Raw genomic sequence first — 25186 nt, 5'->3', positions numbered from 1 at the left:
CCGGTGCCCTGCTCCGCGCCGCCCCGGACATACGAAGGGCGCCGCAAGCCCTCACGGCTCACGGCGCCCCGATCTCGTCGCGTCGTCCGGCCTGCCCACCACGGGACGCGGCCGGAGAGCCCTGGTCTCAGGCCTCCTGGACCGGAGCGCCGCCCTCGACCTCGTCCTCGCCGCCCTCGTCCTCGCCGGTGTCGCCGATCCGCTCGACCGAGACGACCTTCTCGCCCTGCGCGGTGTCGAAGACGGTGACGCCCTGGGTGGAGCGACCGGCGATGCGGATGCGGTTGTTCGGCCCGGCGTCGACCGGCACGCGGATGACCTGGCCGCCATTGGTGACCAGCATGATCTGCTCGCGGTCCTCGACCGGGAAGGAGGCGATCAGCGGGCCGTTACGGTCGTTGACCACCATGGCGACGATGCCCTTGCCGCCGCGTCCAGTGACCCGGTACTCGAAGGACGAGGTGCGCTTGCCGTAGCCGCGTTCGGAGACGGTGAGGATGAACTGCTCGCGCGCGCCCATCTCGGCGTACTTCTCCTGGCCGAGCTCGATGTCGCCGCTCGCCTCCTCGGCATCGCCGGACAGCGGCGCGGCCGTCTCCTCGCCCTCGCCTGTCACGGCGCGACGCGCCGCCGAGGCGAGCTTGAGATAGGCGGCGCGCTCGTCGGCCGTCGCGTCGACATGGTGCAGGATGGCGAGCGAGATGACCTCGTCGCCCTCGGCCAGGTTGATGCCGCGCACGCCGGTGGAATCGCGGCCCTTGAAGACGCGCACCTCGGGCACCTGGAAGCGGATGCACTGGCCGCGCGCCGTGGTCAGCAACACGTCGTCGAGTTCGGAGCAGATCTGCACGTCGACGATAGAATCGCCCTCGTCGAGCTTCATCGCGATCTTGCCGTTGCGGTTGACCTGCACGAAGTCCGAGAGCTTGTTGCGGCGGACATTGCCGCTCCTCGTCGCGAACATCACGTCGAGACGCGCCCAGCTCTCTTCATCCTCGGGCAGCGGCATCACCGTGGTGATGCGCTCGTCGGCCTGCAGCGGCAGCATGTTGACCAGCGCCTTGCCGCGGGCGGTCGGCGCCGCCAGCGGCAGCCGCCAGACCTTCTCTTTGTAGGCCTGCCCACGCGAGGAGAAGAAGATGAGCGGCGTATGCGTGTCGGCGACGAAGAGCCGCGTGACGAAGTCCTCGTCACGGGTCGACATGCCGGAGCGGCCCTTGCCGCCGCGCTTCTGCGCCCGATAGGTCGAGAGCGGCACGCGCTTGATGTAGCCGGCATGGGACACGGTCACGACCATGTCCTCGCGGGCGATAAGATCCTCGTCGTCGAGGTCGGAACCCCATTCGTGGATCTCGGTGCGGCGCGGCGTGGCGAACTTCTCGCGCACCTCGGTCAGCTCGTCCTTGACGATCTGCTGGATGCGGGCGCGCGAACGCAGGATGTCGAGATAATCGGCGATCTCGGTGGCGAGCTTCTGCAGCTCGTCGCCGATCTCGTCGCGGCCGAGGGCGGTGAGGCGCGACAGGCGCAGCTCGAGGATGGCCTTGGCCTGCGCGTCCGAGAGCCGATAGGTGCCGTCCGGGTTGAGCGGGTGGCGCGGATCGTCGACCAGCGCGATCAGCGGCGCGATGTCGTCGGCCGGCCAGTCGCGCGCCATCAGCGAGGCGTGCGCCTCAGCCGGCGTCGGCGCCGTGCGGATCAGGCGGATCACCTCGTCGATATTGGCGACGGCGGTGGCGAGGCCGCACAGCACATGGGCGCGCTCGCGGGCCTTGTTCAGCAGATAGCGCGTGCGCCGCGAGACCACTTCCTCGCGGAACTCGACGAAGGCCGAGATGAAGTCGAGAAGGTTCATCACCTCCGGCCGGCCGCCGTTCAGCGCCACCATGTTGGCGCCGAAGGAGGTCTGCAGCGGCGTGAAGCGGTAGAGCTGGTTCAGCACCACGTCGGCGACGGCGTCGCGCTTGATCTCGATGACGACGCGCACGCCCTCGCGGCTCGACTCGTCGCGCAGGTCGGAGATGCCCTCGATGCGCTTCTCGCGCACCAGATCGGCGATCTTCTCGACCATGGTCGCCTTGTTCACCTGATAGGGAACCTCGGTGACGATGATCGCCTCGCGCTCCTTGCGAAGCTCCTCGATATGCGTCTTCGCCCGCATCACGATCGAGCCGCGGCCGGTGTGATAGGCGTTGCGGATGCCGGCGCGGCCCATGATCGAGGCGCCGGTCGGGAAGTCGGGCCCCTGGACGATCTCGATCAGGTCGTCGATCGCGAGCTCGGGATTGTCGATCAGCGCGATGCAGGCGTCGATCACCTCGCCGAGATTGTGCGGCGGGATGTTGGTGGCCATGCCGACCGCGATGCCGCCGGCGCCGTTGACCAGCAGGTTCGGATAGCGCGCCGGCAGGACGGTGGGCTCGTGCTCCTTGCCGTCATAGTTCAGCTGGAAGTCGACCGTGTCGAGGTCGAGATCCTCGAGCAGCGGCATGGCGGCCTTGTCGAGGCGGGCCTCGGTGTAACGATCGGCCGCGGCGCCGTCACCGTCCATCGAGCCGAAATTGCCCTGCCCGTCGATCAGCGGCAGCCGCAGCGAGAAGTCCTGCGCCATGCGCACCAGCGCATCGTAGACCGCGAGATTGCCGTGCGGATGGTATTTACCCATCGTGTCGCCGACGATGCGGGCGCATTTGGTGTAGGGCCGGTCGGGCAGGTTCTTGTTCTCGTGCATCGAGAACAGGATGCGCCGGTGCACCGGCTTGAGACCGTCGCGCACGTCGGGAAGAGCGCGGCTCACGATCACGCTCATCGCGTAATCGAGATAGCTCTTCTTCATCTCCTCGGTGATGGCGATCGGCCGGATGTCGCCGCCCGCCTCGGGACCGTCGTCGCGCTTGTCGTCGTGATCTTCGCTCAAGGGAAACGCCCTGATTTAAAACGGATTTCTCACCGTTCTGGCTATCCGATTCCGCCCCGCGAAGCCAGAGAAAGCGGCATCCGTCCAAGGAAAATATAGCTACTGTATTCCAATGACTTGAGCGGCGTTCCTGACTTGATTTCTCCCAGGCGACGCAATCCGGCCATCTTTCCCGCGTGACGCAGGCCGCCGGGCGTGCCTAGACTTGCCCCCGCATGCTGTCCGACTACCTCACCTCAGCGCTGGTCACCCTGCTGGTGACCGTCGATCCGCCCGGCCTGGCACCGATCTTCCTGTCGCTGACGCGCGGGATGACGGCGGCCGAGCGCCGCCAGGTCGCGATCCGCGCCTGCATCATCGCCTTCGCCATCATGGCCTTCTTCGCGCTGGCTGGAGACGTGGTGCTGAAGGCGCTCGGCGTCTCGCTGCCGGCCTTCCGCATCGCCGGCGGGCTGCTGCTGTTCTGGATCGCCTTCGAGATGGTGTTCGAGCGGCGCAACGACCGCAAGCAGGCGACCGCCGAGACCGCGATCACGCTCGACCATATCCGCAACGTCGCCGCCTTCCCGCTGGCGATCCCGCTGATGGCCGGCCCCGGCGCGCTGACGGCGATGATCCTGCTCGCCGGGCGGGCCGAGGGCAATGCGACCATGCTGGCCGCACTGGCGCTGATCTGCGGGCTGGTGATCCTGGCCTGCCTTGTCACCTTCCTGCTGGCGACGCCGATCGCCCGGCTGCTCGGCGTCACCGGCAACATCGTGCTCAGCCGCCTGCTCGGCGTGATCCTGGCGGCCTTGGCCGTGCAGTTCGTCATCGACGGCGTGACGGCGGTGCTCCGGGGCGCCTGAACCGCGCCCCGGTGCGTTCGCCGGGTCAGGCGGCCAGGGCCAGCCGCCAGCGCAGCAGGTCGACCAGCACGAAGGCCGCGAGGCTGATGCCGAGCAGCGGCAGCGACCAGCCCAGCCCGCAGGCCAGCAGCACCGCGACGCTGCGCGCGACAGGCCCGAGCCGCAGCCAGGCCTGCGCCAGCGTCTGCGGGAAGGCACCGGCGGCCGGGCGCTGGCGCCACCAGATCCGGTAGCCCAGCACGACCACCGTCGCGAGGCCGAGGCCGAGCGCCGCCATGAGCAGCTGGTTCGGCAGGCCGAACAGAATGCCCATATGGCCGTCGATGCCCCAGCGGATCAGCTTGGCGATCAGCGGGAAGGTCTCGAAGTCGGCGCGGCTGGCGACCAACATGTCGCGCGGGTCGATCACCACCGTGTCGACCTGGGTCGGCCAGCTGCGATCGTATTCGCGCACCAGCCAGCCCTGGCCCTCGCCGCGCGGCGCGCGGATCTCGACATGCGGCGCGTCGATCCCGCCCTTGCGGGCGGCCGCGAGCACGGCGTCGAAGCGCGCGCCCTCCGTCGCGGAGGCGGCGACCGGCACGGCCGCGGCGGGCGCCGGGGCGTGGTCGGCATGGTCATGCCCGCCATGGCCGGCTGCGGCGGGCGCGGCGCCCAGCGCCACGCTCGCCGAGGGCGTCACCCAGCCGAGCTGGGCACGCAACGCATCGATGCGGTCGCCCGCATGGCGCGACCAGGTCAGCCCGGTCACCGAGACGAAGAGCAGGCCGAGCGAGAGCACGAGGCCGATCAGCCCGTGCCAATGGCGCGTCCACAGCGCGGGATTGCCCTTGGCGCGGCGGCCGGCACCCGGCTTGCGCCGCCAGATCCAGAGCACGACGCCGCCGAGCGCCACCGCCCAGAGCCAGGAGGCGGCGAGCTCGCTGTAGAGCCGCCCGGGCTCGCCGAGCAGCAGGTTGCGGTGGAGATAGTCGAGCGTGGTGCGGAAAGGCAGGATGCCGGTGGTGCCATAGGCCACGAGCTCGCCGCGGATCGCCAGCGAGACCGGATCGACGAAGACGGCCCGGCTCTCGGACTCGCCGAGCCCCGGCTGGGTGAACATCACCCGCGTGGTCAGGCCGGGCGCGGTAGCCGGACGCACGGCGAACAGGCGCGGCCCCTCGCCGATATGGCCGCGCGCGGCGACGATCTGCGCCGAAAGCGGCTGCGCCTCGCCCTGCGCGGGCGCGGTGAGCTGCTCGCGATAGAGCCGGTTCTCGATCTGCGGCGTCAGCACATAGAGCGTGCCGGTCAGCGCCGCGATCAGGATGAACGGACCGACCAGCAGGCCGGCATAGAAATGAAGCCTGGCCACGAAGGCCTTGATGTCGGGCGACAGCCCGGTGGCGCGGCCGGATGCGGCGCGCGTGGTGGTGTCCGCGTGAGCGGTCATGCTGGAAATCCTCGCTTGGCTGGCGGCCGTGCGACTCAGCCCCCGGGGCTGGCGTGCCGGCCTGAATATCCGTCGACGACGCGGCCATGACGGGCCGCGACGCGTTCAGGCCAGCGAGGGTGGACCGCGCGGACGGGCCGCGACGCCAACGCGCAGCGGCGGCGACGGCTGGATGCGCTCGGGAGCGCGCACCGTCGGCAATGCGGGGCGATCCGGCAGGACCAGCGGCGAGCGGGCGGGCGGCGGCGGCGCCAGCGCCGCGGAGGCCGCGCAGCCGAGCAGGCAGCAGGGCGGCAGATGCGGCCGCTCGCTGCCGTCCGGAAGCGGCGTGGCATCGGCACCCGGCGCGCAGAGGGTGAGATGGATGGTGCGGTCGAGCAGCGTCGGCGCGAGGCTGCGTCCCGAAGCGGCAGCTCCGACGATGCCCTGCAGCACGAGCACATAGGCCGCCAGGACGGCGACCCAGAGACGGGCTGTCGGATGTCGGTAGCGGTTCAAGAGTGGCTCCGGGCTGTCGCGGCGATAGCCGCCCGCCGGGCGCTTGTCCACCGCCGGCGCCGGGTTTCGGCCGTGATCAGCCCTCGAGGAAGGCCCGGATCGCGCCTTCAGCCTGCTTCATCGACATCACCCCGTCCAGATGGCCGCGCTTGCCCTCGATGTTGAGATGAGTGACCACGCGCCCGGCGGCGCGCGCCGCCTCGACGGTGCGCAGCACCATCGCCTCGGGAAAGACGAGGTCGCGCGGATGGCTGATCACCAGCAGGGGTGCGCGCAGGCGCTGCATCGCATCCTCCAGCGAGCGGCCGCCGGCGACGAAGAGCTGGTTGGCCTTGGCGAGATAGAGGAAATGGTTGGCGTCGCAGAGCCGGGCGCGCAGCTCGCCGGCATTGTCGAGCACGCTCTGGACCTGGAAGCGCGCCGACAGCGCCGAGGCCGGATCGGTGCCCTCGACAGCCGGGCGCCGGCCGAAGGTCGCATTGACCCAGTCGCCGTGATTGGCCTGCAGCGTCATCGCGGTCAGCGCGCGGGCGAGACCGGCCTCCGGCGGGGCGCCGTCGTAATAGGCGCCGCCGTTCCAGTTCGGATCGAGGCGGATCGGCGCCGACCAGACGTCGAGCCAGCCGATCAGCTGCGCATCGGCCTCGGCGGCGCCGATCACCGCCATCGCCTTGCCGACCATCTCGGGATGGCTCACCGCCCATTCATAGGTCTGCAGCGAGCCCATGGAGGGACCGGCGACCATGGCGAGGCGCGTGATGCCGAGGCTCTCGACCAGCGCCTTCTGGACCGCGACGAAATCGGCGATGGTCACGACCGGGAAATCCGGCCCGTAGGCACGGCCAGTCTCGGGGTCGAGCGAGGCCGGCCCCGTCGTGGTCACCCGCGGATCGCCGGTGTTGAGGTTCACCAGCGTGTCCGAGGACAGGACGAACCAGCGGTCGGTGTCGATCGCCTTGCCGGGGCCGATGATCGCGTCCCAATAGCCAGCCTCGGCGTCGGAGGCGGCATAGCGGCCGGCTGCGTGCGAGGTGCCGGAGAAGAAATGGCAGATCAGGACGGCGTTCGACTTGTCGGCGTTGAGCCGGCCATAGCTTTCCCAGCCGATGCGGACGTCTTTCAGCGTCCGCCCGCTTTGCGTGGTGAAACGGGGCAGCTGGAAGACGCGCTTCTCGACCAGCGGTTCCTGCGCCATCGTCAGCCGCCTCGCCTCAGAGCGTCTCGAGCAGGCCCTTGATCACGGCCCGGCGCGGCGCGATCGACGAGAGCAGCCCGTATTCCTGCAAGGTGTGGGCGCCGTCGCCGTCGATGCCGAGCCCGTCCAGTGTCGGCACGCCGAGCGCGGCGGTGAAATTGCCGTCGGAGCCGCCGCCGGTCATCGGGCAGTCCTGCAGGTCGAAGCCGATCCCGGCCGCGACCGCGCGCGCCTGCTCGTAGAGCGCCGCGACATCGGGCGTCTTCTCATAGGGCGGGCGGTTCATGCCGCCGGTCACCGTCAGGCGGACATCGGGCCCGTGCGGCGTCAGGCCGAGGATGCGCTGCTCCATGGCCGCGCCGTCGGCCGCCGAGGTCACGCGGCAATCGACGCTGAACCAGGCGTGCTGCGGTACGACATTGGCGGCCGTGCCGCCGCCGACCATCGCCACCGTGGTGGTGATGCCGCGGGCGTAGTCGGTCATGCCCTCGACGGCGAGGATCTGGTGCGCCGCCTCGCGGATGGCGTTGCGGCCGTCCTGATGGCGCGAGCCGGAATGGGCCGGGCGCCCCTCGACCTTGACCTCGAAGCGGCCGACGCCCTTGCGGGCGGTGACGATGCGGCCGCCCTCGCGCGCCGGCTCGGTGACCAGCACCGCCATCGACTCGCGGCCGATCGCCTCGATCAGCCCGCGCGAGCTCGGCGAGCCGATCTCCTCGTCGGCGGTGAACAGGAAGATCATCGGGCGCCGCGCCGTGCCGGCCCGCGCCACGTCCTTGAAGGCCTGGAGCGCCAGCCAGGCGCCGCCCTTCATGTCGTAGATGCCGGGGCCGTAGAGGCGGTCGCCCTCGATGCGCACGGGCAGGTCCCTGGCGCTGGTCCCGACCGGGTGAACCGTATCGAGATGCGACATCACGGAGACGGCCTTCTCGCCATTGGCGAGGCCGGCGCGCAGGACGAGATGGTCGCCGAGACCGTCGCGGCCCGGCACGCGCTCGACCGCGATCGGCAGGCCTTCGACCTCCTTCGCGACGAGGTCCATCATACCGTTGACGCCGGCGGGATGGTGGGTGGGGCTTTCGAGGGCGGTCCAGACGGCGAGTGCCGAGGCGGTGGGATCTTGCAGTGTCATGATGGCGCCAGCATCGCCGCAAAGCATGGCGGTAGAAAGGAGCCCGCGACGCAGGAGGGCCATGCGTGAAGGCCATGCATGCGATGCGCGGGTCCGCGGAGACATCGCCCCGCCGGAACGAGCATTCCAATCACACTCCGCGACAGCGCGCCGTGCACCGCAAAGCGCAATTCGGAAGGCGGGAACAGGAACCCGGCCGCCGACGAATCCGCCTTCAGCGGATCGCCAAGACCGGCAAGCGCGAGCTGAAGGCCGACCCCGGCAGCCGCGCGCTTTCAAAGCGACAGGCAATGCCGGGTCCGTCGACGCGCAGCTTCAGCAGGAGCGAGGCGCTCCGTTCCAGGACATCACGCGCGCCGCATGCCAGCGCGAAGGCGCGATAGCGACAACCCGGCAGCGGCCACCCGGCAAACGGCGGTTCTCGCCGTAGCCGACCGGCTACGCCTCGATCTCCCGCAGCACCACCACGACGGAGAGCCCCTGGCGACCGGCGAAGAGCAGGCCGGTCGAGGCGCGGGCTGCCCAAGGCGAGCAGCGCGGCGCGACCGCCCTGTCGCTCGATGGCCTGCCATCGCTCAGACCGGTTCGCGCCGTCGTGCGGCCTAGAACGGGATGTCGTCGTCGAGATGCGAGGAGGAGGAGGAGCGCGAGGAACCACCGCCGCCACTGCCGCCGCCGCTCATGGCCGGCTGGCGCGAGCCGCCGCCACCACCCATCGGGCTGGACCGGCCGAAGGAGGAACCGCCGCCCTCGTCGCCATAGCCGCCACCACCGCCGCCGGCGCCGTACTCGTCGGAACCGCCCTGGCCGCGGCTGTCGAGAATGGTCAGCTCACCGCGGAAGCGCTGCAGCACGATCTCGGTGGTGTACTTCTCGACGCCCTGCTGGTCCTGCCATTTGCGGGTCTGCAGCTGGCCCTCGATATAGACCTTCGAGCCCTTGCGCAGATACTGCTCGGCGACCTTGGCGAGGTTCTCGTTGAAGATCACCACGGAGTGCCACTCGGTGCGCTCCTTGCGCTCGCCCGACTGCTTGTCGCGCCAGGTTTCCGAGGTGGCGATGCGCAGGTTGACGACCGGCTCGCCGCTGCCGAGACGCCGCACCTCGGGATCGCGCCCGAGATTGCCGACGATGATCACCTTGTTGACGCTACCGGCCATGAACGGCTCCGTTTCCTGCGCACTGAACTCGATACCGGCCGATGACCGATCCCGGACCTTAACGGTTCCTTAAGCCGCAATCAACGATGTTCTTATTTTGTTCCAGACATCAAGTGTCAGTTGTCCCCGAGAGTCTGGCGGACGCCTTGAGCGCAGGAGCGCTCAGGCCCGGCGCGCCCCGCCCCTCGCCGGGGAGCGCGGCGCGTCGCGACGGCCGTCAGGGCACCTCGCCCTCGAATCGCACGCCGAGCGAGCCGAGCGCGCGCCAATAGTCCGGATAGGTCTTGCCGACGCAGGCCGGGTCCTCGATCGTGATGCCGCCGATGCGCAGGCCGGCGAGCGCGAAGCTCATCGCGATGCGATGGTCGGCGAAGGTATCGATCCGGGCCGGCAGCACCTGACCGGCCAAGGCGGGATCGGCGGCGACGAGCAGATCGTCGCCCTCCTCCGCGCCGAGACCGGGGCGGATGCGCGAGAGGCCCTGCGCCAGCGCGGCGACGCGGTCGCATTCCTTGACGCGCAGATTGGCGATGCCGGTGAAGCGCACCGGCGTGCGGTTGAAGGCGGCGAGCACGGCGAGCGTCGGGATCGCATCCTGCATCTGCGCGCCGTCGATTTCGGCCGGCAGGTTCGGGAAGGCCGAGATCAGCGCATGCGCACGGGCGTCGGGCTGGGTGAAGGCGGAGGCCGGCACGCCGAGATCGATCGCGCCGCCGGTCAGCACCTCGGCGGCCCAGAGATAGGTCGCGGCCGAGGCGTCGGGCTCGATCAGGTAATCGGTGGCGACATAGCCGGTCGGCGCGATGCGCCAGCTTGTCGCGTCCGGCTGCGTCACCTGCGCCCCGAAGGCGCGCATGGTCGCCAGCGTCAGGTCGACATAGCCGCGCGCGCCGATGACGCCGTCAGTGCCCAGCCCCGTCAGCGCGACATCGACCGGCCCGCGCGCGCAGGAAGCGGCCATAAGCAGCGCCGAGACATACTGGCTGGAGAGCCCGGCATCGACCTCGACCCGGCCGCCCGCGAAGCCGCCCTCGCCCGTGACGGTGACCGGCGGGCAGCCGCTCGGCGCCTCGACCGCGACGCCGAGCGTGCGCAGCGCCTCGACCAGCGGCGCGATCGGCCGCTTGCGCATGTGCTGGTCGCCGTCGACGACCACTCGCCCGTCGACCAGCGCGGCGGCGGCTGTGAGGAAGCGGGTCGCGGTGCCGGCATTGCCGAGGAAGAGCGGCTCCGCCGGCGCGGCGAGCCGGCCGCTGCCGGTGACGACGAAACTGGTGGCATCCGGCTCCTCGACGCCGACGCCCATCTGCCGCAGGGCCTGCGCCATATAGAGCGTGTCGTCGCTCTTCAGCGCGCCAGACAGCCGGCTCGTGCCCTTGGCCAGCGCCGCGACCAGCAGAGCGCGGTTGGTGATCGACTTCGAGCCGGGCGGCGTCACCTTGCCATGCAGCGGGCCCGCCGGCGGGATGATCGTCAGGGTGCGGATGTCCGCGTCTCGCATGGCAGGCTCGCTCTCGCGGTTCGGGCTGTCTCGGCGAGGCTCTTAGCGGCTGCAGCCGGGAAGCGGAAGCGCGCGCCCCGCCGCAGCCGGGCTCAGGCGCCCTCCTCCGCCGGCGTGCCGAGTGCGCGCAGCGAGCGCAAGGTCTCGCGCAGGCCGAGATGCAGCGGCTTGTCCTTGCGCAGCACGAGCGCCAGCGTGCGGTGCAGCCGCGGCGCCAGCGGGCGGACCATCAGCGTGCCGCGCGCCGCGGCGTCGCGCACCGCGAGCCCCGGCAGCACGGCGCAACCGAGCCCGGCGCCGACCAGCCCCTTGATCGCCTCGACGCTGCCGAGCGACATCACCGGCCGCAGGGCCACGCCGGCCTCGGCGAACCAGGCGTCGGCGATCCGCCGGGTGTTGCCGCCCGGCTCGAAGAGCAGCACCGGCATGCGGGCGAGATCGGCGGCGGCGACCTCGTCCGGCAGGTCCGTCTCCGGCGGGGCGACGGCCATGAACGCGTCCTCGAGCAGCGGAGTGACGGCAAGGCTGCGGCCGGCCGCGGGCAGCGAGACCAGCCCGATGTCGAGCAGGTTCTCCTCGACCGCGCGGACCATTTCGGCGGTGTTGCCGGTCGTCACCGTGATCTCCAGCGTCGGAAAGCGGCGGCGCAGATCCTTGAGCACCGGCGGAAGCAGGAAGATGCAGGCGGTGGCGCCGGTGCCGATGCGCACCCGCCCCAGCCGGCCCTCGGCATGGCGCGCCATCGCCTCGAGCGCCGCATCCACCTCGGCCGCGATGCGCTCGCCATGGCCGAGCAGGGCCGCGCCCGCCGCCGTCGGCCTAGCTCGCCGACCGACGCGCTCGACGAGAGCGGTGCCGAGCCGGCGCTCCAGTTCGCGCACCTGCTGGCTTACCGCCGGCTGGCTGAGGCCGAGGCGCTCGGCCGCGGCCGAGAAGCTGCCGAGCGCGATCACCTCACGAAAGCTGTCGAGCTGGTCGAGGCTGAAACCGCGCATGCCAAGGAATTCCTTATGCTCCGCATCACGAGCAGAATATTCACTTATGACATCGCCGGACGCAATCATCGGGGCGACCAAGCCGCCATCCCGGCGGCCGTGAAAGGCCCGAGCGAATGTCCCGAACGCGCTTGCCAGCATGGGCGACCTTGCCCGCATGGGCGAGCTGGCCAGCATGGGCGACCTGGCGCGAACTGAGCGATTATCTCGCCGGCTCGCAGGCTTCCCATCTCCAGCAGATACGGAGCCTGCGCGCCCTCGACGACCACCTGCTCGCCGATATCGGGCTCCGCCGCAGCGGCTTCCGCCCGGTCCTGCTGGCCAACTGCGAACCCTTCAGCGAAAGCTCGCCCATGACGAACGCCTCCTTCACGCCCCCGGCCATGACGCATGCTCCGGACGGCGCCCTCATCGTGCGCGACGCGCTGCCGGCCGACATGGCGGCGATCCGCGCGATCTACGCGCATCACGTGCTGCATGGGCTGGCGAGCTTCGAGGAGGCGGTTCCCTCCCTCGACGAGATGCTGGCGCGCCGCGGTTCCGTGCTGGCGCAGGGGTTGCCCTATCTCGCGGCCGAGCAGGACGGCGCGATCGTCGGCTATTGCTGTGCCGGCAGCTATCGCCCGCGCCCGGCTTATCGCCACACCATCGAGGACTCGGTCTATGTGGCGGACGGCAATGCCGGCCGCGGCATCGGCCGGGCGCTACTCTCGGCCCTGATCGCCCGCTGCGAGGCCGGTCCGTGGCGGCAGATGCTCGCCGTCATCGGCGACAGCGGCAATGCCGGCTCGATCGGCCTGCACCGCGCCCTCGGCTTCGAGACGGTCGGCACGCTGCGCGCGGTCGGCTTCAAGTTCGGCCGCTGGGTCGACAGCGTCCTGATGCAGCGCGCGCTCGGCACGGGCGACGGCACCCCGCCCGACACGTATCCCGCCCCGCGTGGCTGAGGCGGGCGCCCCCTGCCCGTCTCGCGGTTCCGTTCGCGCCGGCCTGCTCCTAGAGTTGCGACCGATTCCATAGAAGGCACCTCGGGAGGCTCCTCGTGAAGCTCTGGCATATGGCCGCCGTCGCGCTCGGGCTGACGGTCCTGGCGCCCATCGCGCAGGCCGCGCCGAAAGCCGCGCAGAAGAGTGCGCCGATCGAGCAGTGCATCTATTGCCACGGCGTCGACGGCATCGCGCCGGACGCCGAGGTGCCGCATCTCGCCGGCCAGAACGAGCGCTATCTGCTCAACCAGATGATGGCGTTCCGGGCGGGCAAGCGGCCGCACAAGGAAATGCGCTACATGTCGCGCCATATGTCGGAAGACGAGATCGCGGCCATCGCCGCCTATTACGCCTCGCTGCCGCGCTGACCTTCCAGAACCGCCACCATTTCCTCTGAAAACGCGCCTCGTCCCGGCACGAGGCGCGCCGCATCCGCATGTGGAAAAGCCGCCGTCCGGACTGGGGACAGCGGCCGCTGCGCGCTGTCGTCGCACGCATTTATCGGAACTTGTTTACGCCTCGTTAAGCCCCACCTTTCATCCCTGACCCAGTAGAAAGGAGATACAACGATGATCAGACTGGCGATCGCCGTGACCTGCACCGTTCTTCTGGGCCACAGCGCAGCTCAGGCCAGCGCTGCCAAGCCGCTCGGGCAGTTCGGAAATTGGTCCGCCGCGGCCTATGCCAACGGCAACTCTCAGCGTTGCTACATCTCCAGCTCGCCCGTCGCGGAGAGACCTGAGCGGCTGAACCATGGCGATGTCTTCTTCTTCGTGCAGACCGGCGAAGGCGCTTCGAACGGGACCGAATCCAGCTTCCAGACGGGCTATGATTTCGCCAAGGATTCCCCGGTGCGGATCACCATCGGCGACGCCACCTTCCAGATGATGACGTCCGGTCGGAACGCCTGGCTGCAGCGGCTGGAGCGCGAGCCGGAGCTGCTCGCGGCGATGCGCGGCGGCAACGAGATGGTGCTGGAGGCGCGCTCGGCGCGCGGCAATCCGACGAGCTATACGTTCTCGCTGACGGGGGTGACCGCGGCGTCGCGCCTGCTCGGGCAATGCAGCTGAGGGCTGCGCGGGCGGGCCGGAAACGCGCCTGACTATCGAGATGTGAAGGGCCGGCAGCGCGCGCACTGCCGGCCCTTTTCGTTGGCGTCTCGCCGGGCCTCAGAGCACGCCATGGCGCGCGAAGACCTCGCGCAGCGTCGCTCCGGCCGCCAGTTCGTCGCGTGTGCTGTCCTCGGCCTCGATCTTGGCGAGCGCGCGCCGGATCGCCTCCTCCGCCACCGCATTCGGCGCGATCACCACGCCATCGGCATCGCCGAAGATGAAGTCGCCCGGCTCGACGCGGGCGCCGCCGATCTCGACCGGCTCGTCGGCCGCCATCATCTCGCCGCGCCCCTTGGAATCCAGCGGGCCGATACCGCCATGGAAGAGCGGGAAGCCGACATCGCGGATGCGGCGCACATCGCGCACCAGCCCGTCGGTCAGGCAGCCGGCGGCGCCGCGCACCATCGCCGCAGTGGTCAGCAACTCGCCCCAGGGCGCGATGCGGTCGGTCGGGCCGTCGCAGGCCAGCACAGCGATCTCGCCCGGCTTCAGGCTGTCGATCAGGTCCATCTCGAGCTCGTAGGGGTTGCGGCCAGCCGGCACTTCGTAGCGCTTCATGTAGAGCCCGGTACGGGCGAAGCCGCAGAGCACGACCGCTTCGTCGAGCGGCCGCACGAAGGGCTTCACCGCCTGGTTCGGATAGCCGAGTTCGTCGAGCACGTCCGACAGGACGGCCGAGTACAGCCGCGACTTCAGATCCGACAGATCCAGCGCGCTCGGGGTGGTCATAGGCGTCTCCTCCGTGGTTTCGAGGAGCTTTCCGGCCAGGCGACGCTAGGTCAAGCCGCGCTGCGCGCATGGAGGGCGGCCGTGCGCAGCAGGAGATAGAGCACCAGGCCGTTGAGCAGGTGCCAGGCCCAGTGCAGCCCGGCCGGCCATTGGGCGCAGAGCGCCCCGTCGAGAGAACGGAAGCCGAGCGACAGCATGAAGACGGCGCCGCAGAGCGCGAGGTGTCGCGCCGTTACCCGCACGCCCCTCAGCGACACCGCCAGCGCCATGCCGAACAGGCCTGCGAGAAAACCGGCATAGCCGGCAGCGCCGCGAATCGGCGGCGGCAGGACCGGCGCGAGCACGGCAGCGAGCCCGAGACAGGCCGCAAGGAAGAGGACGCTGCCCGCCAGCGCGGCGCGCGGCGACAGGCCGAGCATGCGCCGCAGGGCCAGGCCGACATAGCAGACGGCGAAAAGCTGGATCGGCACGACATCGGCCAGCAGGCTCCAGCGGGCCGGCACGGTGTGGAACAGGAACGAGCCGACGCCGATCAGCATGACGAGCGCCGAGAGCCCCAGAAGCGCGCGATCCGCCGGCCGATCGCGCCGGATCAGCCGGAGCGCGGCGAGGCCGGCGAGGAGGAAGGCGGCGTTGGTCACCGCGTTCAGCGGCTCCGCCCAGAAGGCCAAGTCCAGCCGCTCGCAATAGGAGGAGATCGCCATGCCCGCCCGTTCCCGCCGCGTCCGATCAAGGGCGACCGGCGCGGATGGTAAACGAAATCCTGCGCCGAAAGATCGCAAGCGTTCTGTTTTGCACCGCAACACGGATGGCGAAGCAGGTGTTTTCGCCTATTTTGGCGGCACCTTTGGAGTTTATCCGCCGGCGGCGCGCGACATGGCGCGAAATCAGGCAGCGAATTCACAATTCAGACGCATGCGTTAAGCGCCCTGCGCGGGTCAGAGCCGGAATTTCGGCCAAGCTGTGAATTCAGCATGCGCAAGACGCATAACGGAACCGCCATCATGCCCCTCCATTTTGCAGCGCGCCTTCTCTATATGCAGTGCACAACGAATTCATCGCTGACGGGGCCAACGCCCTGCAATCGAAAGGAGATTTCACGATGTTCCTCACCATGATCGCTGCCAAGATCCGCGCCTATCTCCGCTATCGCGAGACCGTCCGCGAGCTGTCCCGCCTGTCGGATCGCGAGCTCGACGACCTCGGCCTGTCGCGCTCGGAGATCCAGTACGTGGCGCGCGCCCACGCCGCCTGAGGCGACGGCCTGATATTCGGGTGCCGCCGCACCCGGTGACGACTTCTCCCGGCCCCTTTCCTCCTCCCCTCGGGGGTCGGTCGATGAGCGAATGCCCGCTTTCGAGCGGGCATTTTGCGTTTCGGGCCGGCTTCGCGCCGCGCGCCCCTTGACCTCGCCGGGCTTCACGGACACATCGCCCGGATGACAATCGCACCCGTTCACGTCGTCGGCGGCGGCCTCGCCGGCTCCGAAGCCGCCTGGCAGATCGCCGAGGCCGGCGTTCCCGTCATCCTGCACGAGATGCGCCCGCAGCGCGGCACCGAGGCCCACAAGACCGATGGGCTGGCGGAGCTGGTCTGCTCCAACTCCTTCCGCTCCGACGACGCCTCGTCCAACGCGGTCGGGCAGCTCCATTGGGAGATGCGCCGGCTCGGCTCGCTGATCATGGCGAAGGGCGACGCGCATCAGGTGCCCGCCGGCGGCGCATTGGCGGTCGACCGCGACGGGTTCTCGTCCGCGGTCACCGCAGCGCTCGAGGCCCATCCCAACGTCACCATCGCGCGCGGCGAGGTCGCCGGCCTGCCGCCGGCCGAGTGGGACAAGGTCATCGTCGCCACCGGCCCGCTGACCTCCCCGGCCCTGGCGGAGGGAATCGGCTCGCTCACCGGCGAAGGCGCCCTCGCCTTCTTCGACGCCATCGCGCCGATCGTGCATTTCGATTCGATCGACATGGACACCGCCTGGTTCCAGTCGCGCTACGACAAGGCAGGCCCGGGCGGCACCGGCGCCGACTACATCAACTGCCCGCTCGACCGCGAGCAGTACGAGGCCTTCATCGACGCGCTGCTCGCCGCCGAGAAGACCGAGTTCAAGGAGTGGGAGGGCACGCCCTATTTCGACGGCTGCCTGCCGATCGAGGTGATGGCGGAACGGGGCCGCGAGACCCTGCGCTGGGGACCGATGAAGCCGGTCGGCCTGACCAACAAGCACAACCCCACAGTGAAGGCCTACGCCGTCGTCCAGCTGCGGCAGGACAATGCGCTGGGCACGCTGTTCAACATGACCGGCTTCCAGACCAAGCTGAAATATGGCGAGCAGGCCGCGATCTTCCGGATGATTCCGGGGCTTCAGAACGCCGAGTTCGCCCGGCTCGGCGGCATCCACCGCAACACCTATCTCAATTCGCCGCGCCTGCTCGACGCCGAGCTGCGGCTGAAGGCGGATCCGCGCCTGCGCTTCGCCGGCCAGATCACCGGCTGCGAGGGCTATGTCGAAAGCTCGGCGATCGGGCTGCTGGTCGGGCGCCTCGCCGCGGCCGAGCGCCTCGGCCGGGCGCTGCCGCTGCCGCCCGCCACCACGGCGCTCGGCGCGCTGGTGAACCACATCACCGGCGGCCACATCGTCACGATCGACGAGGGCCCGCGCTCCTTCCAGCCGATGAACATCAACTTCGGCCTGTTCCCGCATCCCGACGTCGCGATCACCACCGGGCCGGACGGCAAGCGCCTCAAGGGCCCGGCGAAGAGTCTCGCGCGCAAGCAGGCGCTGACCGCGCGCGCCAAGGTCGACCTCGACGGCTGGATCGCCGCCCACGCCGGCCCCGCCGCGGCCTGAGCGGCGGCATCCACATCAAAAGCGCGGTGCGGCGGCAGGCCGCCCCCGCGCGTGTCCGTCGCAGCGCGCCTCATCCCGATTCGATTCCGGAAAATCGGGCAGCGCATTGTAATCGCAGCGCTATCGCCGGGCGCCGGCGCGACGATAAACCGGGGCGGAACCATGTCGATGCCGCTGCGGAAGCGACCTCGGGCCGCATGTCGGCCTTGTGGCAGAAACATGGCGTTCTCCGCGTCGGCGGCCTATGTCCCGCGTTCAACGCAACCGTGGGACTGGAGACGCTTGTTCCAATGTCAGAGACGCATAGCGCGCGCCCGCAGGCGAGCGACGCGAACATTCGCAAGGCCGTAACTGCGGCGACGGTCGGGACGGTGATCGAGTGGTACGACTACGCGCTCTACGGCGCGGCGTCGGGCCTGATCATCAACAAACTGTTCTTCCCGAACCTCTCGCCGGCGACCGGCCTTCTGGCCGCCTTCGCGACCTTCGCCGTGGGCTATTTCGCGCGCCCGCTCGGCGGGATCGTGATCTCGCATATCGGCGACAAGTTCGGCCGCAAGCCTGCGCTGATCCTCACCATCCTGCTGATGGGCATCGCCACCGTCGGCATGGGTTTGCTACCGACCTATGCCACCATCGGCCTCGCCGCCCCCGTCCTGCTCGTGCTGATGCGCCTGGTGCAGGGCTTCGGTGCCGGCGCGGAGCTGGCGGGCGCCATCGTGCTGGTCGCCGAATACGCCCCTGCCAACCGGCGCGCCTTCTATACCGGCCTGCCCAATGCGGCGACGCTGGTCGGCATCATGCTGGCCACGCTCTCCTTCCTGGTGATCTCCTACCTGCCGGAAGAGATCCTGCTCGGCTGGGCCTGGCGCGTGCCGTTCCTGATGTCGGGCGCGCTGTTCTTCGTGGCGCTCTACATCCGCAAGCATCTCGACGAGACGCCGGAATATGTCGAGGCCATGGCTCGCGCCGAAGCAAAGCGGCACGAGCAGCAGGTGCCAATCGGCGAGCTGTTCCGCAACAGCCCCAAGGAAGTGCTGTTCGGCTTCCTGTCGGTCACCGGCCACAACGCCAACGCCTACATCCTGAGCGCGTTCTCGCTGAGCTATATGACCAATACGGTCGGCATGGCCCGCACCGACGGCCTGATCGCCGTGACCATCGGCTCGCTGTTCGGCATCGCCGGCGTGCCGGTGCTCGGCAACCTGGCCGACAAGATCGGCAGCGCCAAGGTCTATATGGGCGGCGCGCTGTTCGTGATGCTGCTGGCCTATCCGCTGTTCTGGATGTTCGACACCGGCAGCCTGGTCTGGTCGACGCTCGGCATCGCGCTGGGCTACGGCATCGGCTTCGGCGCGATGGCGGGTGCGCAGGGCGCCTTCCTGGCGAACCTGTTCCCGACGCGCTACCGCTTCTCGGGGCTGGCGATGTCGCGCGAACTCAACGGCGTGCTGATCGCCGGCCCGACGCCGCTGATCGCGCAGGCGCTGGTCGGTGCCGCCGACGGCCGCCCGACCTATGTCGCGGCCTATCTGATGGCCTGCTGCGCCATGACGATCATCGCGGTGCTGGTGATCCGGAACCGCTCGGTCCACGCCTGACGATCAGGCCCTCCGCGCCGCGCGCGCCCTGCCTCAGCGGCGGGCGCGCTCGGCGCGCCACAGCGTCCATTGCCGGCGCATCGGCGAGAGCGTGACGATCGTCCGGTATGGATCGTAGCCGCCGCGCTCCATCGCCTTCAGATAGGGCTCGACGAGCGCCACGGGCAGGAAGGCCGGCATCACCTGCGCCGGCACCGTCGCCCGCAGATCGCGCAGCTTGCCGAGATGCACGCGGGCCAGCGCCCGCATCTCCTTCAGCGAATAGGTCAGCCCCGGGCCGCCGCGGCCGCGCACGATGTCCTCGCGCGTCACGCCGTTGCGAGCGAGCAGGTCCGCCGGCAGGTAGACCTGCCCGCGCGCCGCATGCCACGGGAAAGCCCGCATCAGCCCTGCAACGGCATAGGCGACGCCGGCATGGCCGGCCGCCGCCGCGCCGCCGGGATCGCGCCCCTGCGCCAGCACCAGCGAGGCCAGGCGGATCAGCGCACTCGAGGTCTCCCCGGCATAGCCTTCCAGATCGCCGAGCGAGGGCATCGGGTCGTCGTAGAGATCGAAGACGCGGGCATCGACCAGCGCCGAGAGCGGCGCCGACGGCAGGCGGAAGCGGCGGATGGTGTCGAGCAGCGCCTGCGCCACCGGATGGCCCTGGGCGGGCGCGGCGTCGCCGGCCTCCAGCACATCGCGCCACCATTGCAGCCTGACCTCGCCCGGCAGCGGCTCGCTGACCTGCTCGCGCACACGGGCGATCTCGTGGCTGAAGGCGTAGAGCGCGAACAGCCCCGGGCGCAGGGCCTCGGGGGCGTAGAGCGAGGCGATGTAGCGGTCGGGATCATGCTCCCGCACCAGCGCCGTGCAGATCGCATAGGCCTGGGACAGCGGCCCCGGCGCGGCGCCTGCGCGGTCCTCGATGGTCGTGGTCATGTCATGTTCCGCTCCGGCCGCAGCAGCCGGTCCGCGCCAGTCTAGGCCGCGCCGGGCGCCTTGGCTACGCGGCGCGCGCGGCCCCGCCCTGCCGGGATTGCGCTTAGTCGATGGCGATCAGCGCCGCCGCCACCCGCCGTTCCTCGGCGACAAGGACGTTGTAGGTCCGCGCCGCGGCCGGCGTCGCCATCGCCTCGACGACGATGCCCGCCGCCTTGAGCGGATCGCGCAGCGCCGGCGGCAGGAAGGCGATCTCGCGGCCGATGCCGAGGATCAGGAAGTCGATCTCGGCGGCCTCGTCGAGCACCGGCTGCAGGCTGGCGAGCGTCAGATCGGCGAAGGCGGCGACCGGCCAGATGCGGACGCCGCCCGGTGTCGCCAGGATCGAGCCGCGATGGCTCATCTCCGCGAAGCGGAAGCCCCCGCCGCCGAGGGCGTCGATCAGATGGCGGCCGGGAACGAATCCGTCGAAGCGCGACATGGCGAGGGCCCGTTCAGACGCGGGCCTTCGCCTCCTTCACATCCTCGGTCAGCTCGGCCGAGCGGCCGCCGCGCACGTCGAAATAGAGCAGCACGGGCGTCGAGACGAACATCGCCGAATAGGTGCAGATCACCACGCCGAACAGCATCACCAGCGCGAAGCCCTCGATGGCGGTGCCGCCGAAGATCACCAGCGCGATCAGCGAGAGCACGGTCGTCGTCGCCGTCATCGCGGTGCGCGACAGGGTGGTGTTGACCGAGAGGTTGAGCAGCTCGGGGATCGGCATGGTCTTGTAGCGCCGCAGCAGCTCGCGCGTCCGGTCGAAGACGACGACGGTCTCGTTCAGCGAATAGCCGATGATGGTCAGGATCGCGGCGATCGAGGTCAGGTTGAACTCGAGCTGCGTGATCAGGAAGAATCCGACCGTCAGCACGATGTCGTGCAGGGTCCCGACGATGGCGCCGAGCGCCAGCTGCATCTCGAAGCGGAACCAGAGATAGATCAGCACGCCGACGATCGCGAGGACGACGCCGATCGTGCCGGCCTGGACCAGCTCCCCCGAGACGCGCGGGCCGACCGTCTCGACGCGGCGGAACTCGTACTTGTCCTGGAAGGCCTCGCGCGAGCGCACCACCACCTGCTGCTGCGCTGGCTCGCCGCCTGGCTGCAGCGCGAAGCGCATGGAGAGTTCGCCGGCATTGCCGAACTCCTGGACCTCGACCTCGCCGAAGCCGAGGCTGTTGGCGGTCTGGCGGACCTGGGCGATCTCGATCTGCCCGGTCTTGATCTGCATCTCGATCAGCGTGCCGCCGCGGAAGTCGATGCCGAAATTCAGCCCGACGGTGAGGAACAGCACGAGCGTGACGATCGAGTAGAGCGCGGAGAGCGGATAGCTCCACCAGCGGTTCTCGACGAAACGGATCTTGGTGTTGTCCGGAACGATGCGAAGCAGGCGCATACTCTGTCTCCAGCCTGTCTGGCAGCGTCAGAACGGAAGGGCTTTGGGCTTGGCCCAGCGATACCAGGCCGCGATCAGCATCCGGGTGAAGGTGACCGCGGTGATGACCGTGGTCAGGATGCCGAGGATGAACACCACCGCGAAGCCGCGCACCGGACCGGAGCCCAGCGAGAACAAAGCCACGGCGGCGATCAGCATGGTGACGTTGGAGTCGATGATGGTGGCGAAGGCGCGCTGGAAGCCGGCCTCGAGTGCCGAGATCAGCGAGCGTCCCGCCTTCGACTCCTCGCGCATGCGTTCGTAGATCAGCACGTTCGAATCGACCGCCGTGCCGATGGTCAGCACGATGCCGGCGATGCCGGGCAACGTCATCGTTGCGCCGAGCAGCGACATGAGCCCGAGGATCAGGCAGACGTGGATGAGCAGCGCCATGCTGGCGAAGACGCCGAACAGCCCGTAGGTGCCGATCATGTAGAGCACGACGAGCACGGTCGCGATGATCGTCGCCATCTTGCCCGCATGGATCGAGTCCTGGCCGAGGCCGGGGCCGACGGTGCGTTCCTCGACGATGGTCATCTTCGCCGGCAGCGCGCCGGCGCGCAGCAGGATGGCGAGGTTGTTGACAGCCTCGACCGTGAAGTTGCCCGAGATCTGGCCCGAGCCGCCGGTGATCGGCGACTGGATCACCGGGGCGGAGATCACCTTGTTGTCGAGCACGATGGCAAGCTGGCGCCCGAGATTCTCGGTGGTCGCCTGGCCGAAGCGCTGGGCACCGCGGATGTTGAAGCGGAAGTTGACGATCGGCTGGCCCGAGCGCTGGTCGAAGGCCGGCTGGGCGTCGATCAGATCCTCGCCCTCGACGATGACCTGGCGGCTGATCGGGATCGGCTGGCCGCCGGCATCCTGCGAGGGTAGCATGTCGACATCGGTGGCGTTCTGGTCGGCCACCATGCGGAACTGCAGCTTGGCGGTCTCGCCGAGGATCTGCTTGAGGCGCTGCGGATCCTGCAGCCCCGGCACCTGGACCAGGATGCGGTCGAGGCCCTGGCGCTGGATGTTCGGCTCGGTGGTGCCGAGCGCGTCGACGCGGCGGCGCAGCACTTCCATGGCCTGCTCGACGGCGCGGCGGACGCGCTCATTGGCGCCGGCCTCCGTCACGGTGAGCTGGATCAGCCCGTCGGGATTCTCGGTGACGTCGATCGACTGGTTGCCCGAGGGACCGAAGGCGCCGAGCGTGCCGATCGGCTGCGCCAGCTCGCGGAACTTCGGCATCACGCGGGCGCGCTCGGCAGCGTCGGGCACGCGCAGCTGCACGCCGCGCGCGGTCATGCCGATGCCGCCCTGCAGGCCGACGCGCTCCTCGCGCAGGATGCGGCGCACATCGTCGCGCAGCTGGGTCACCTGGCTGCGAACAAGGTCGGCGCGGTCGATCTCGAGCAGGACATGCGAGCCGCCCTGCAGGTCGAGGCCGAGCGTCAGCGCGTGGATAGGCAGCAGAAAACGCGGAATCCAGGAGGGAGCGCCCTGCTCGATCGCCTTGCGTGTTTCGGGCGAGAACAGGTTCGGTACCGCGAGACCGCAGCCGAACAGCAGGACGAGGGCAACGAGGATGACCTTGCGGGCCTGGAACCGAAGCATTTCTGTAAACAGCCTTATCCTGCCGGAAACGGGCGCGGCTTTCGCCGCGCCCTGCTCGCCATCAGCTCTTGACCGGCTCGCCCTTGGTCCGGACGTCCTGGATCATGCCCTTGACCACGCGCACGCGCACGCCGTCGGCGATCTCCGCCTCGACCTCGTTGTCGTCGATGACCTTCGAGACCTTCGCGAGCATGCCGCCGCCCAGGACGATCGTGTCGCCGCGGCGGACGTTGCGGATCATCTCCTGATGGCTCTTCACCCGCTTCTGCTGCGGCCGGATGATGAGGAACCACATGATGATGAAGATCAGGACGAAGGGAACCAGCGACATCAGGATGTCGTTGGTCCCGGCTCCGGCGCCCTGGGCGAAAGCGGGGGTGATCACGGGAAGGCTCCTTTATGCCTGCGGCACGCAACGCCGCCGGCCGTGAGACACGGCAAAAGCATCGCCTGGCCGGAAAATCGCGCGGACTATAGCCAGCGATGCCATGAAATCAATCGGAAGCGCCGGGCAAGCCCGGTGCGTCCCCTCACCTATGGGGTCGGCGTGCATCGCGCAATGGCCTTGCGTTCGCAGTCCGCCTGCGGTCTATGGTGCGTACCGTACCGTTCGGTACTATCCAGCCAACCGGACCCCAGCCCCGCGATGACCGACCTCGCCTCCGACCAGACGCTCGACGCCCTGCTGCGCATCGCCGCCGCGCTCGAGCGCATCGCCCCACCCGCCCGCAGCAAGCCCGACTTGACCGCCGCCGACGCCTTCGTCTGGCAGGCCACGACGCAGGAACTCGTGCCCGTGGCGCGCGTCAACCGTGTGGCGATCGGCCTGCTGCGCGGGGTCGATCACGTCCGCGACACGCTGGCCGAGAACACCGAGCGCTTCGCCCGCGGGCTGCCGGCCAACAACGTCCTGCTCTGGGGCGCGCGCGGCATGGGCAAATCGTCGCTGGTCAAGGCGGTGCACGCCGACACCAACACCCGGCTCGCCGCCGGCGCCCTGCCGCTCAAGCTGATCGAGATCCACCGCGAGGACATCGAGAGCCTGCCGACGCTGATGGGCCTGCTGCGCAGCGATTCGCATCGCGCCATCGTGTTCTGCGACGACCTCTCCTTCGACGGGCAGGACACCTCCTACAAGTCGCTGAAGGCGGCGCTGGACGGCGGCGTCGAGGGCCGGCCCGATAACGTGCTGTTCTACGCCACCTCGAACCGGCGCCATCTGCTGGCGCGCGAGATGGTGGAGAACGAGCGCTCGACCTCGATCAATCCCGGCGAGGCGGTCGAGGAGAAGGTCTCGCTGTCGGACCGGTTCGGCCTGTGGCTCGGCTTCCACAAGTGCAGCCAGGACGAGTACCTGGCGATGATCGACGGCTATGTCACGCATTTCGGCCTGGCCATCGCGCCGGAGCAGTTGCGCCGCGAGGCGCTGGAATGGGCGACGACGCGCGGCTCGCGCTCGGGCCGTACCGCCTGGCAGTACATCCAGGACCTGGCCGGCCGCCTGGAGACGCGGCTCGACGCCTGAAGCGCACGAGACGCCGAAACGGAAAACGCCCGGCTCGCGCCGGGCGTTTTCGCAAAAGGAAAAGCGGGGCGGCCTGTCCTGGGACCGCCCCGCCTCGTCTCGACCGGCGGGGTCTCGCGAATACCGGCCGAAGGAAACCGGTGGCTCAGTTGTTGAGATAGGGCATGGGGTCGACCGGATTCGAGCCCTTGCGCAGTTCGAAGTGCAGCTGCGGCGAGGTGACGTTGCCGCTCTGGCCCGAGCGGGCGACGACCTGGCCGCGCTTGACCGCGTCGCCGCGCTTCACGCTCAGCTCGCCATTATGGGCATAGGCCGAGACGTAGCCGTTCGGGTGGCGGATCAGCACCAGATTGCCGTAGCCCTTGAGCTCGCTGCCGGCATAGGCGACGACGCCGCCCTCGGCCGCCTTGACGGGCGTGCCTTCCGGCACCGCGATGTTGATGCCCTCATTGCCGCCGCGGCCGTTGAAGCCGGCGATGACGCGGCCGCGGGCCGGCCAGCGGAAGTCGGCATTGGCGGAGGCCGGCTCGGCCTTGGGCAGGCTGGCGGTGGTCTGCGGCTCGGCCCTGGGCTGCTCGGCGGCCTTCGGCTCGGGCGCGGCCTGGCGGCTCGGCTGCGCGGCCGGCCTGGCCTCCTGCGTGCGGGCCGGCGCGGCGGCCTGCGACTGCTCGGCCGGTGGCAGCGCCGCGACCTTGGTCGACTGGCC

At 69.6% G+C, this 25186-nt stretch carries 25 protein-coding genes and 1 pseudogene; 10 read left to right on the top strand and 16 right to left on the bottom strand.

Translation table 11 applies throughout. From position 1 onward, the window contains the following. Positions 1-127: 127 nt before the first annotated feature. On the bottom strand, positions 128-2917 hold the full coding sequence (gene gyrA, locus ABE438_RS12910; protein ID WP_346503041.1) for a DNA gyrase subunit A: 2790 nt from the start codon (positions 2915-2917) through the stop codon (positions 128-130). 215 nt (positions 2918-3132) lie between these two features. Between gyrA and ABE438_RS12905 the strand changes: the two genes are divergently transcribed. Next, complete coding sequence (locus tag ABE438_RS12905; protein WP_346503040.1) at positions 3133-3765, top strand: MarC family protein; 633 nt, start codon at positions 3133-3135, stop codon at positions 3763-3765. A 25-nt stretch (positions 3766-3790) separates the two neighbouring features. Here the strand turns inward: ABE438_RS12905 and ABE438_RS12900 are convergent, their stop codons facing one another. The 7 genes from ABE438_RS12900 to ABE438_RS12870 all read right to left on the bottom strand — a co-directional run bounded on the left by ABE438_RS12900 (position 3791) and on the right by ABE438_RS12870 (position 11678). Then, positions 3791-5197, bottom strand: coding sequence for a PepSY-associated TM helix domain-containing protein (locus ABE438_RS12900; protein WP_346503039.1), 1407 nt, complete (start codon positions 5195-5197; stop codon positions 3791-3793). Positions 5198-5302: 105 nt separating this feature from the next. Beyond that, a complete protein-coding gene (locus ABE438_RS12895; RefSeq protein ID WP_346503038.1) occupies positions 5303-5695 on the bottom strand; it encodes a hypothetical protein in 393 nt (130 codons plus the stop codon). 76 nt (positions 5696-5771) lie between these two features. Next, positions 5772-6890, bottom strand: a complete 1119-nt coding sequence (locus ABE438_RS12890) for an E22 family MetX-like putative esterase (RefSeq protein ID WP_346503037.1) — start codon at positions 6888-6890, stop codon at positions 5772-5774. A gap of 16 nt (positions 6891-6906) precedes the next feature. Next, entirely contained in the window at positions 6907-8022 is a 1116-nt protein-coding gene (locus tag ABE438_RS12885) for a M20 family metallopeptidase (protein WP_346503036.1), read from the bottom strand. Between the two features lie 602 nt (positions 8023-8624). After that, positions 8625-9182, bottom strand: coding sequence for a single-stranded DNA-binding protein (gene ssb, locus ABE438_RS12880; protein ID WP_346503035.1), 558 nt, complete (start codon positions 9180-9182; stop codon positions 8625-8627). Positions 9183-9399: 217 nt separating this feature from the next. Then, a complete protein-coding gene (locus ABE438_RS12875) occupies positions 9400-10683 on the bottom strand; it encodes a 3-phosphoshikimate 1-carboxyvinyltransferase (protein ID WP_346503034.1) in 1284 nt (427 codons plus the stop codon). Positions 10684-10775: 92 nt separating this feature from the next. Next, positions 10776-11678, bottom strand: coding sequence for a LysR family transcriptional regulator (locus ABE438_RS12870; protein ID WP_346503033.1), 903 nt, complete (start codon positions 11676-11678; stop codon positions 10776-10778). 116 nt (positions 11679-11794) lie between these two features. On the opposite strand from ABE438_RS12870, the pseudogene ABE438_RS20370 reads away from it, so the two are divergent. From ABE438_RS20370 to ABE438_RS12855, 4 genes and pseudogenes are all read left to right on the top strand, one after another. Continuing rightward, positions 11795-11971, top strand: a pseudogene (locus ABE438_RS20370) (YjiS-like domain-containing protein); the annotation flags it as partial. Positions 11972-12031: 60 nt separating this feature from the next. Beyond that, entirely contained in the window at positions 12032-12625 is a 594-nt protein-coding gene (locus ABE438_RS12865) for an N-acetyltransferase family protein (protein WP_465248613.1), read from the top strand. A 95-nt stretch (positions 12626-12720) separates the two neighbouring features. Continuing rightward, complete coding sequence (locus tag ABE438_RS12860; RefSeq protein WP_346503031.1) at positions 12721-13032, top strand: c-type cytochrome; 312 nt, start codon at positions 12721-12723, stop codon at positions 13030-13032. 201 nt (positions 13033-13233) lie between these two features. Beyond that, positions 13234-13734, top strand: a complete 501-nt coding sequence (locus tag ABE438_RS12855) for an invasion associated locus B family protein (protein ID WP_346503030.1) — start codon at positions 13234-13236, stop codon at positions 13732-13734. A gap of 99 nt (positions 13735-13833) precedes the next feature. Here the strand turns inward: ABE438_RS12855 and ABE438_RS12850 are convergent, their stop codons facing one another. Together ABE438_RS12850 and ABE438_RS12845 are read right to left on the bottom strand one after the other, a co-directional pair. Beyond that, entirely contained in the window at positions 13834-14505 is a 672-nt protein-coding gene (locus tag ABE438_RS12850; protein WP_346503029.1) for an RraA family protein, read from the bottom strand. Between the two features lie 50 nt (positions 14506-14555). Continuing rightward, on the bottom strand, positions 14556-15209 hold the full coding sequence (locus ABE438_RS12845; RefSeq protein ID WP_346503028.1) for a ceramidase domain-containing protein: 654 nt from the start codon (positions 15207-15209) through the stop codon (positions 14556-14558). On the opposite strand from ABE438_RS12845, the gene ABE438_RS12840 reads away from it, so the two are divergent. The 4 genes from ABE438_RS12840 (at position 15208) to ABE438_RS12825 (ending at position 18957) form a co-directional block, all read left to right on the top strand. After that, entirely contained in the window at positions 15208-15429 is a 222-nt protein-coding gene (locus ABE438_RS12840) for a hypothetical protein (RefSeq protein ID WP_346503027.1), read from the top strand. The genes ABE438_RS12845 and ABE438_RS12840 overlap by 2 nt on opposite strands. Before the next feature lie 178 nt (positions 15430-15607). Further along, complete coding sequence (locus tag ABE438_RS12835; protein ID WP_346503026.1) at positions 15608-15760, top strand: DUF1127 domain-containing protein; 153 nt, start codon at positions 15608-15610, stop codon at positions 15758-15760. A gap of 183 nt (positions 15761-15943) precedes the next feature. After that, positions 15944-17356, top strand: coding sequence for a methylenetetrahydrofolate--tRNA-(uracil(54)-C(5))-methyltransferase (FADH(2)-oxidizing) TrmFO (trmFO, locus tag ABE438_RS12830; RefSeq protein WP_346503025.1), 1413 nt, complete (start codon positions 15944-15946; stop codon positions 17354-17356). 290 nt (positions 17357-17646) lie between these two features. Further along, positions 17647-18957 carry an MFS transporter gene (locus tag ABE438_RS12825; RefSeq protein ID WP_346503024.1) on the top strand — a complete coding sequence of 437 codons (1311 nt, stop codon included), beginning with the start codon at positions 17647-17649 and terminating at the stop codon, positions 18955-18957. Between the two features lie 33 nt (positions 18958-18990). Here the strand turns inward: ABE438_RS12825 and ABE438_RS12820 are convergent, their stop codons facing one another. From ABE438_RS12820 to yajC, 5 genes are all read right to left on the bottom strand, one after another. Next, the gene (locus ABE438_RS12820) at positions 18991-19878 is read right to left on the bottom strand and encodes a phytoene/squalene synthase family protein (RefSeq protein WP_346503023.1); all 888 of its coding nucleotides are present in this window, start codon (positions 19876-19878) and stop codon (positions 18991-18993) included. A gap of 103 nt (positions 19879-19981) precedes the next feature. Then, positions 19982-20359: an Mth938-like domain-containing protein gene (locus tag ABE438_RS12815; protein WP_346503022.1), complete on the bottom strand. Its 378-nt coding sequence runs from the start codon at positions 20357-20359 to the stop codon at positions 19982-19984. A gap of 13 nt (positions 20360-20372) precedes the next feature. Beyond that, positions 20373-21317 (bottom strand): protein translocase subunit SecF, encoded by a 945-nt coding sequence (gene secF, locus ABE438_RS12810; RefSeq protein WP_346503021.1) that lies wholly within the window; start codon positions 21315-21317, stop codon positions 20373-20375. Positions 21318-21344: 27 nt separating this feature from the next. Next, entirely contained in the window at positions 21345-22955 is a 1611-nt protein-coding gene (gene secD / locus ABE438_RS12805) for a protein translocase subunit SecD (protein WP_346503020.1), read from the bottom strand. Between the two features lie 61 nt (positions 22956-23016). Continuing rightward, positions 23017-23286 (bottom strand): preprotein translocase subunit YajC, encoded by a 270-nt coding sequence (yajC, locus tag ABE438_RS12800; protein WP_346503187.1) that lies wholly within the window; start codon positions 23284-23286, stop codon positions 23017-23019. 315 nt (positions 23287-23601) lie between these two features. Here yajC and ABE438_RS12795 point away from each other — a divergent pair, with 315 nt between their 5' ends. Continuing rightward, positions 23602-24480 carry an ATP-binding protein gene (locus tag ABE438_RS12795; protein WP_346503019.1) on the top strand — a complete coding sequence of 293 codons (879 nt, stop codon included), beginning with the start codon at positions 23602-23604 and terminating at the stop codon, positions 24478-24480. Positions 24481-24625: 145 nt separating this feature from the next. Here the strand turns inward: ABE438_RS12795 and ABE438_RS12790 are convergent. Further along, a partial coding sequence (locus ABE438_RS12790) for a M23 family metallopeptidase (protein WP_346503018.1) occupies positions 24626-25186 on the bottom strand: 561 nt, incomplete at its 5' end.

The sequence above is a fragment of the Allobosea sp. TWI1241 genome (assembly GCF_039673065.1).
Classification (GTDB): Bacteria; Pseudomonadota; Alphaproteobacteria; order Rhizobiales; family Beijerinckiaceae; genus Allobosea.
This window is presented reverse-complemented; position numbering and strand designations above follow the sequence as displayed.

Coding starts and splice junctions, on each gene's coding strand:
- secD (WP_346503020.1), bottom strand. CDS start 22,955: ATGCTTCGGTTCCAGGCCCGCAAGGTCATCCTCGTTGCCCTCGTCCTG.
- ABE438_RS12850 (WP_346503029.1), bottom strand. CDS start 14,505: ATGACCACCCCGAGCGCGCTGGATCTGTCGGATCTGAAGTCGCGGCTG.
- ABE438_RS12835 (WP_346503026.1), top strand. CDS start 15,608: ATGTTCCTCACCATGATCGCTGCCAAGATCCGCGCCTATCTCCGCTAT.
- ABE438_RS12885 (WP_346503036.1), bottom strand. CDS start 8,022: ATGACACTGCAAGATCCCACCGCCTCGGCACTCGCCGTCTGGACCGCC.
- ssb (WP_346503035.1), bottom strand. CDS start 9,182: ATGGCCGGTAGCGTCAACAAGGTGATCATCGTCGGCAATCTCGGGCGC.
- ABE438_RS12795 (WP_346503019.1), top strand. CDS start 23,602: ATGACCGACCTCGCCTCCGACCAGACGCTCGACGCCCTGCTGCGCATC.
- trmFO (WP_346503025.1), top strand. CDS start 15,944: ATGACAATCGCACCCGTTCACGTCGTCGGCGGCGGCCTCGCCGGCTCC.
- yajC (WP_346503187.1), bottom strand. CDS start 23,286: ATGTCGCTGGTTCCCTTCGTCCTGATCTTCATCATCATGTGGTTCCTC.
- ABE438_RS12905 (WP_346503040.1), top strand. CDS start 3,133: ATGCTGTCCGACTACCTCACCTCAGCGCTGGTCACCCTGCTGGTGACC.
- ABE438_RS12840 (WP_346503027.1), top strand. CDS start 15,208: ATGCCCGCCCGTTCCCGCCGCGTCCGATCAAGGGCGACCGGCGCGGAT.
- ABE438_RS12900 (WP_346503039.1), bottom strand. CDS start 5,197: ATGACCGCTCACGCGGACACCACCACGCGCGCCGCATCCGGCCGCGCC.
- secF (WP_346503021.1), bottom strand. CDS start 21,317: ATGCGCCTGCTTCGCATCGTTCCGGACAACACCAAGATCCGTTTCGTC.
- ABE438_RS12825 (WP_346503024.1), top strand. CDS start 17,647: ATGTCAGAGACGCATAGCGCGCGCCCGCAGGCGAGCGACGCGAACATT.
- ABE438_RS12855 (WP_346503030.1), top strand. CDS start 13,234: ATGATCAGACTGGCGATCGCCGTGACCTGCACCGTTCTTCTGGGCCAC.
- ABE438_RS12875 (WP_346503034.1), bottom strand. CDS start 10,683: ATGCGAGACGCGGACATCCGCACCCTGACGATCATCCCGCCGGCGGGC.
- ABE438_RS12865 (WP_465248613.1), top strand. CDS start 12,032: ATGACGAACGCCTCCTTCACGCCCCCGGCCATGACGCATGCTCCGGAC.
- ABE438_RS12890 (WP_346503037.1), bottom strand. CDS start 6,890: ATGGCGCAGGAACCGCTGGTCGAGAAGCGCGTCTTCCAGCTGCCCCGT.
- ABE438_RS12820 (WP_346503023.1), bottom strand. CDS start 19,878: ATGACCACGACCATCGAGGACCGCGCAGGCGCCGCGCCGGGGCCGCTG.
- ABE438_RS12815 (WP_346503022.1), bottom strand. CDS start 20,359: ATGTCGCGCTTCGACGGATTCGTTCCCGGCCGCCATCTGATCGACGCC.
- ABE438_RS12845 (WP_346503028.1), bottom strand. CDS start 15,209: ATGGCGATCTCCTCCTATTGCGAGCGGCTGGACTTGGCCTTCTGGGCG.
- ABE438_RS12870 (WP_346503033.1), bottom strand. CDS start 11,678: ATGCGCGGTTTCAGCCTCGACCAGCTCGACAGCTTTCGTGAGGTGATC.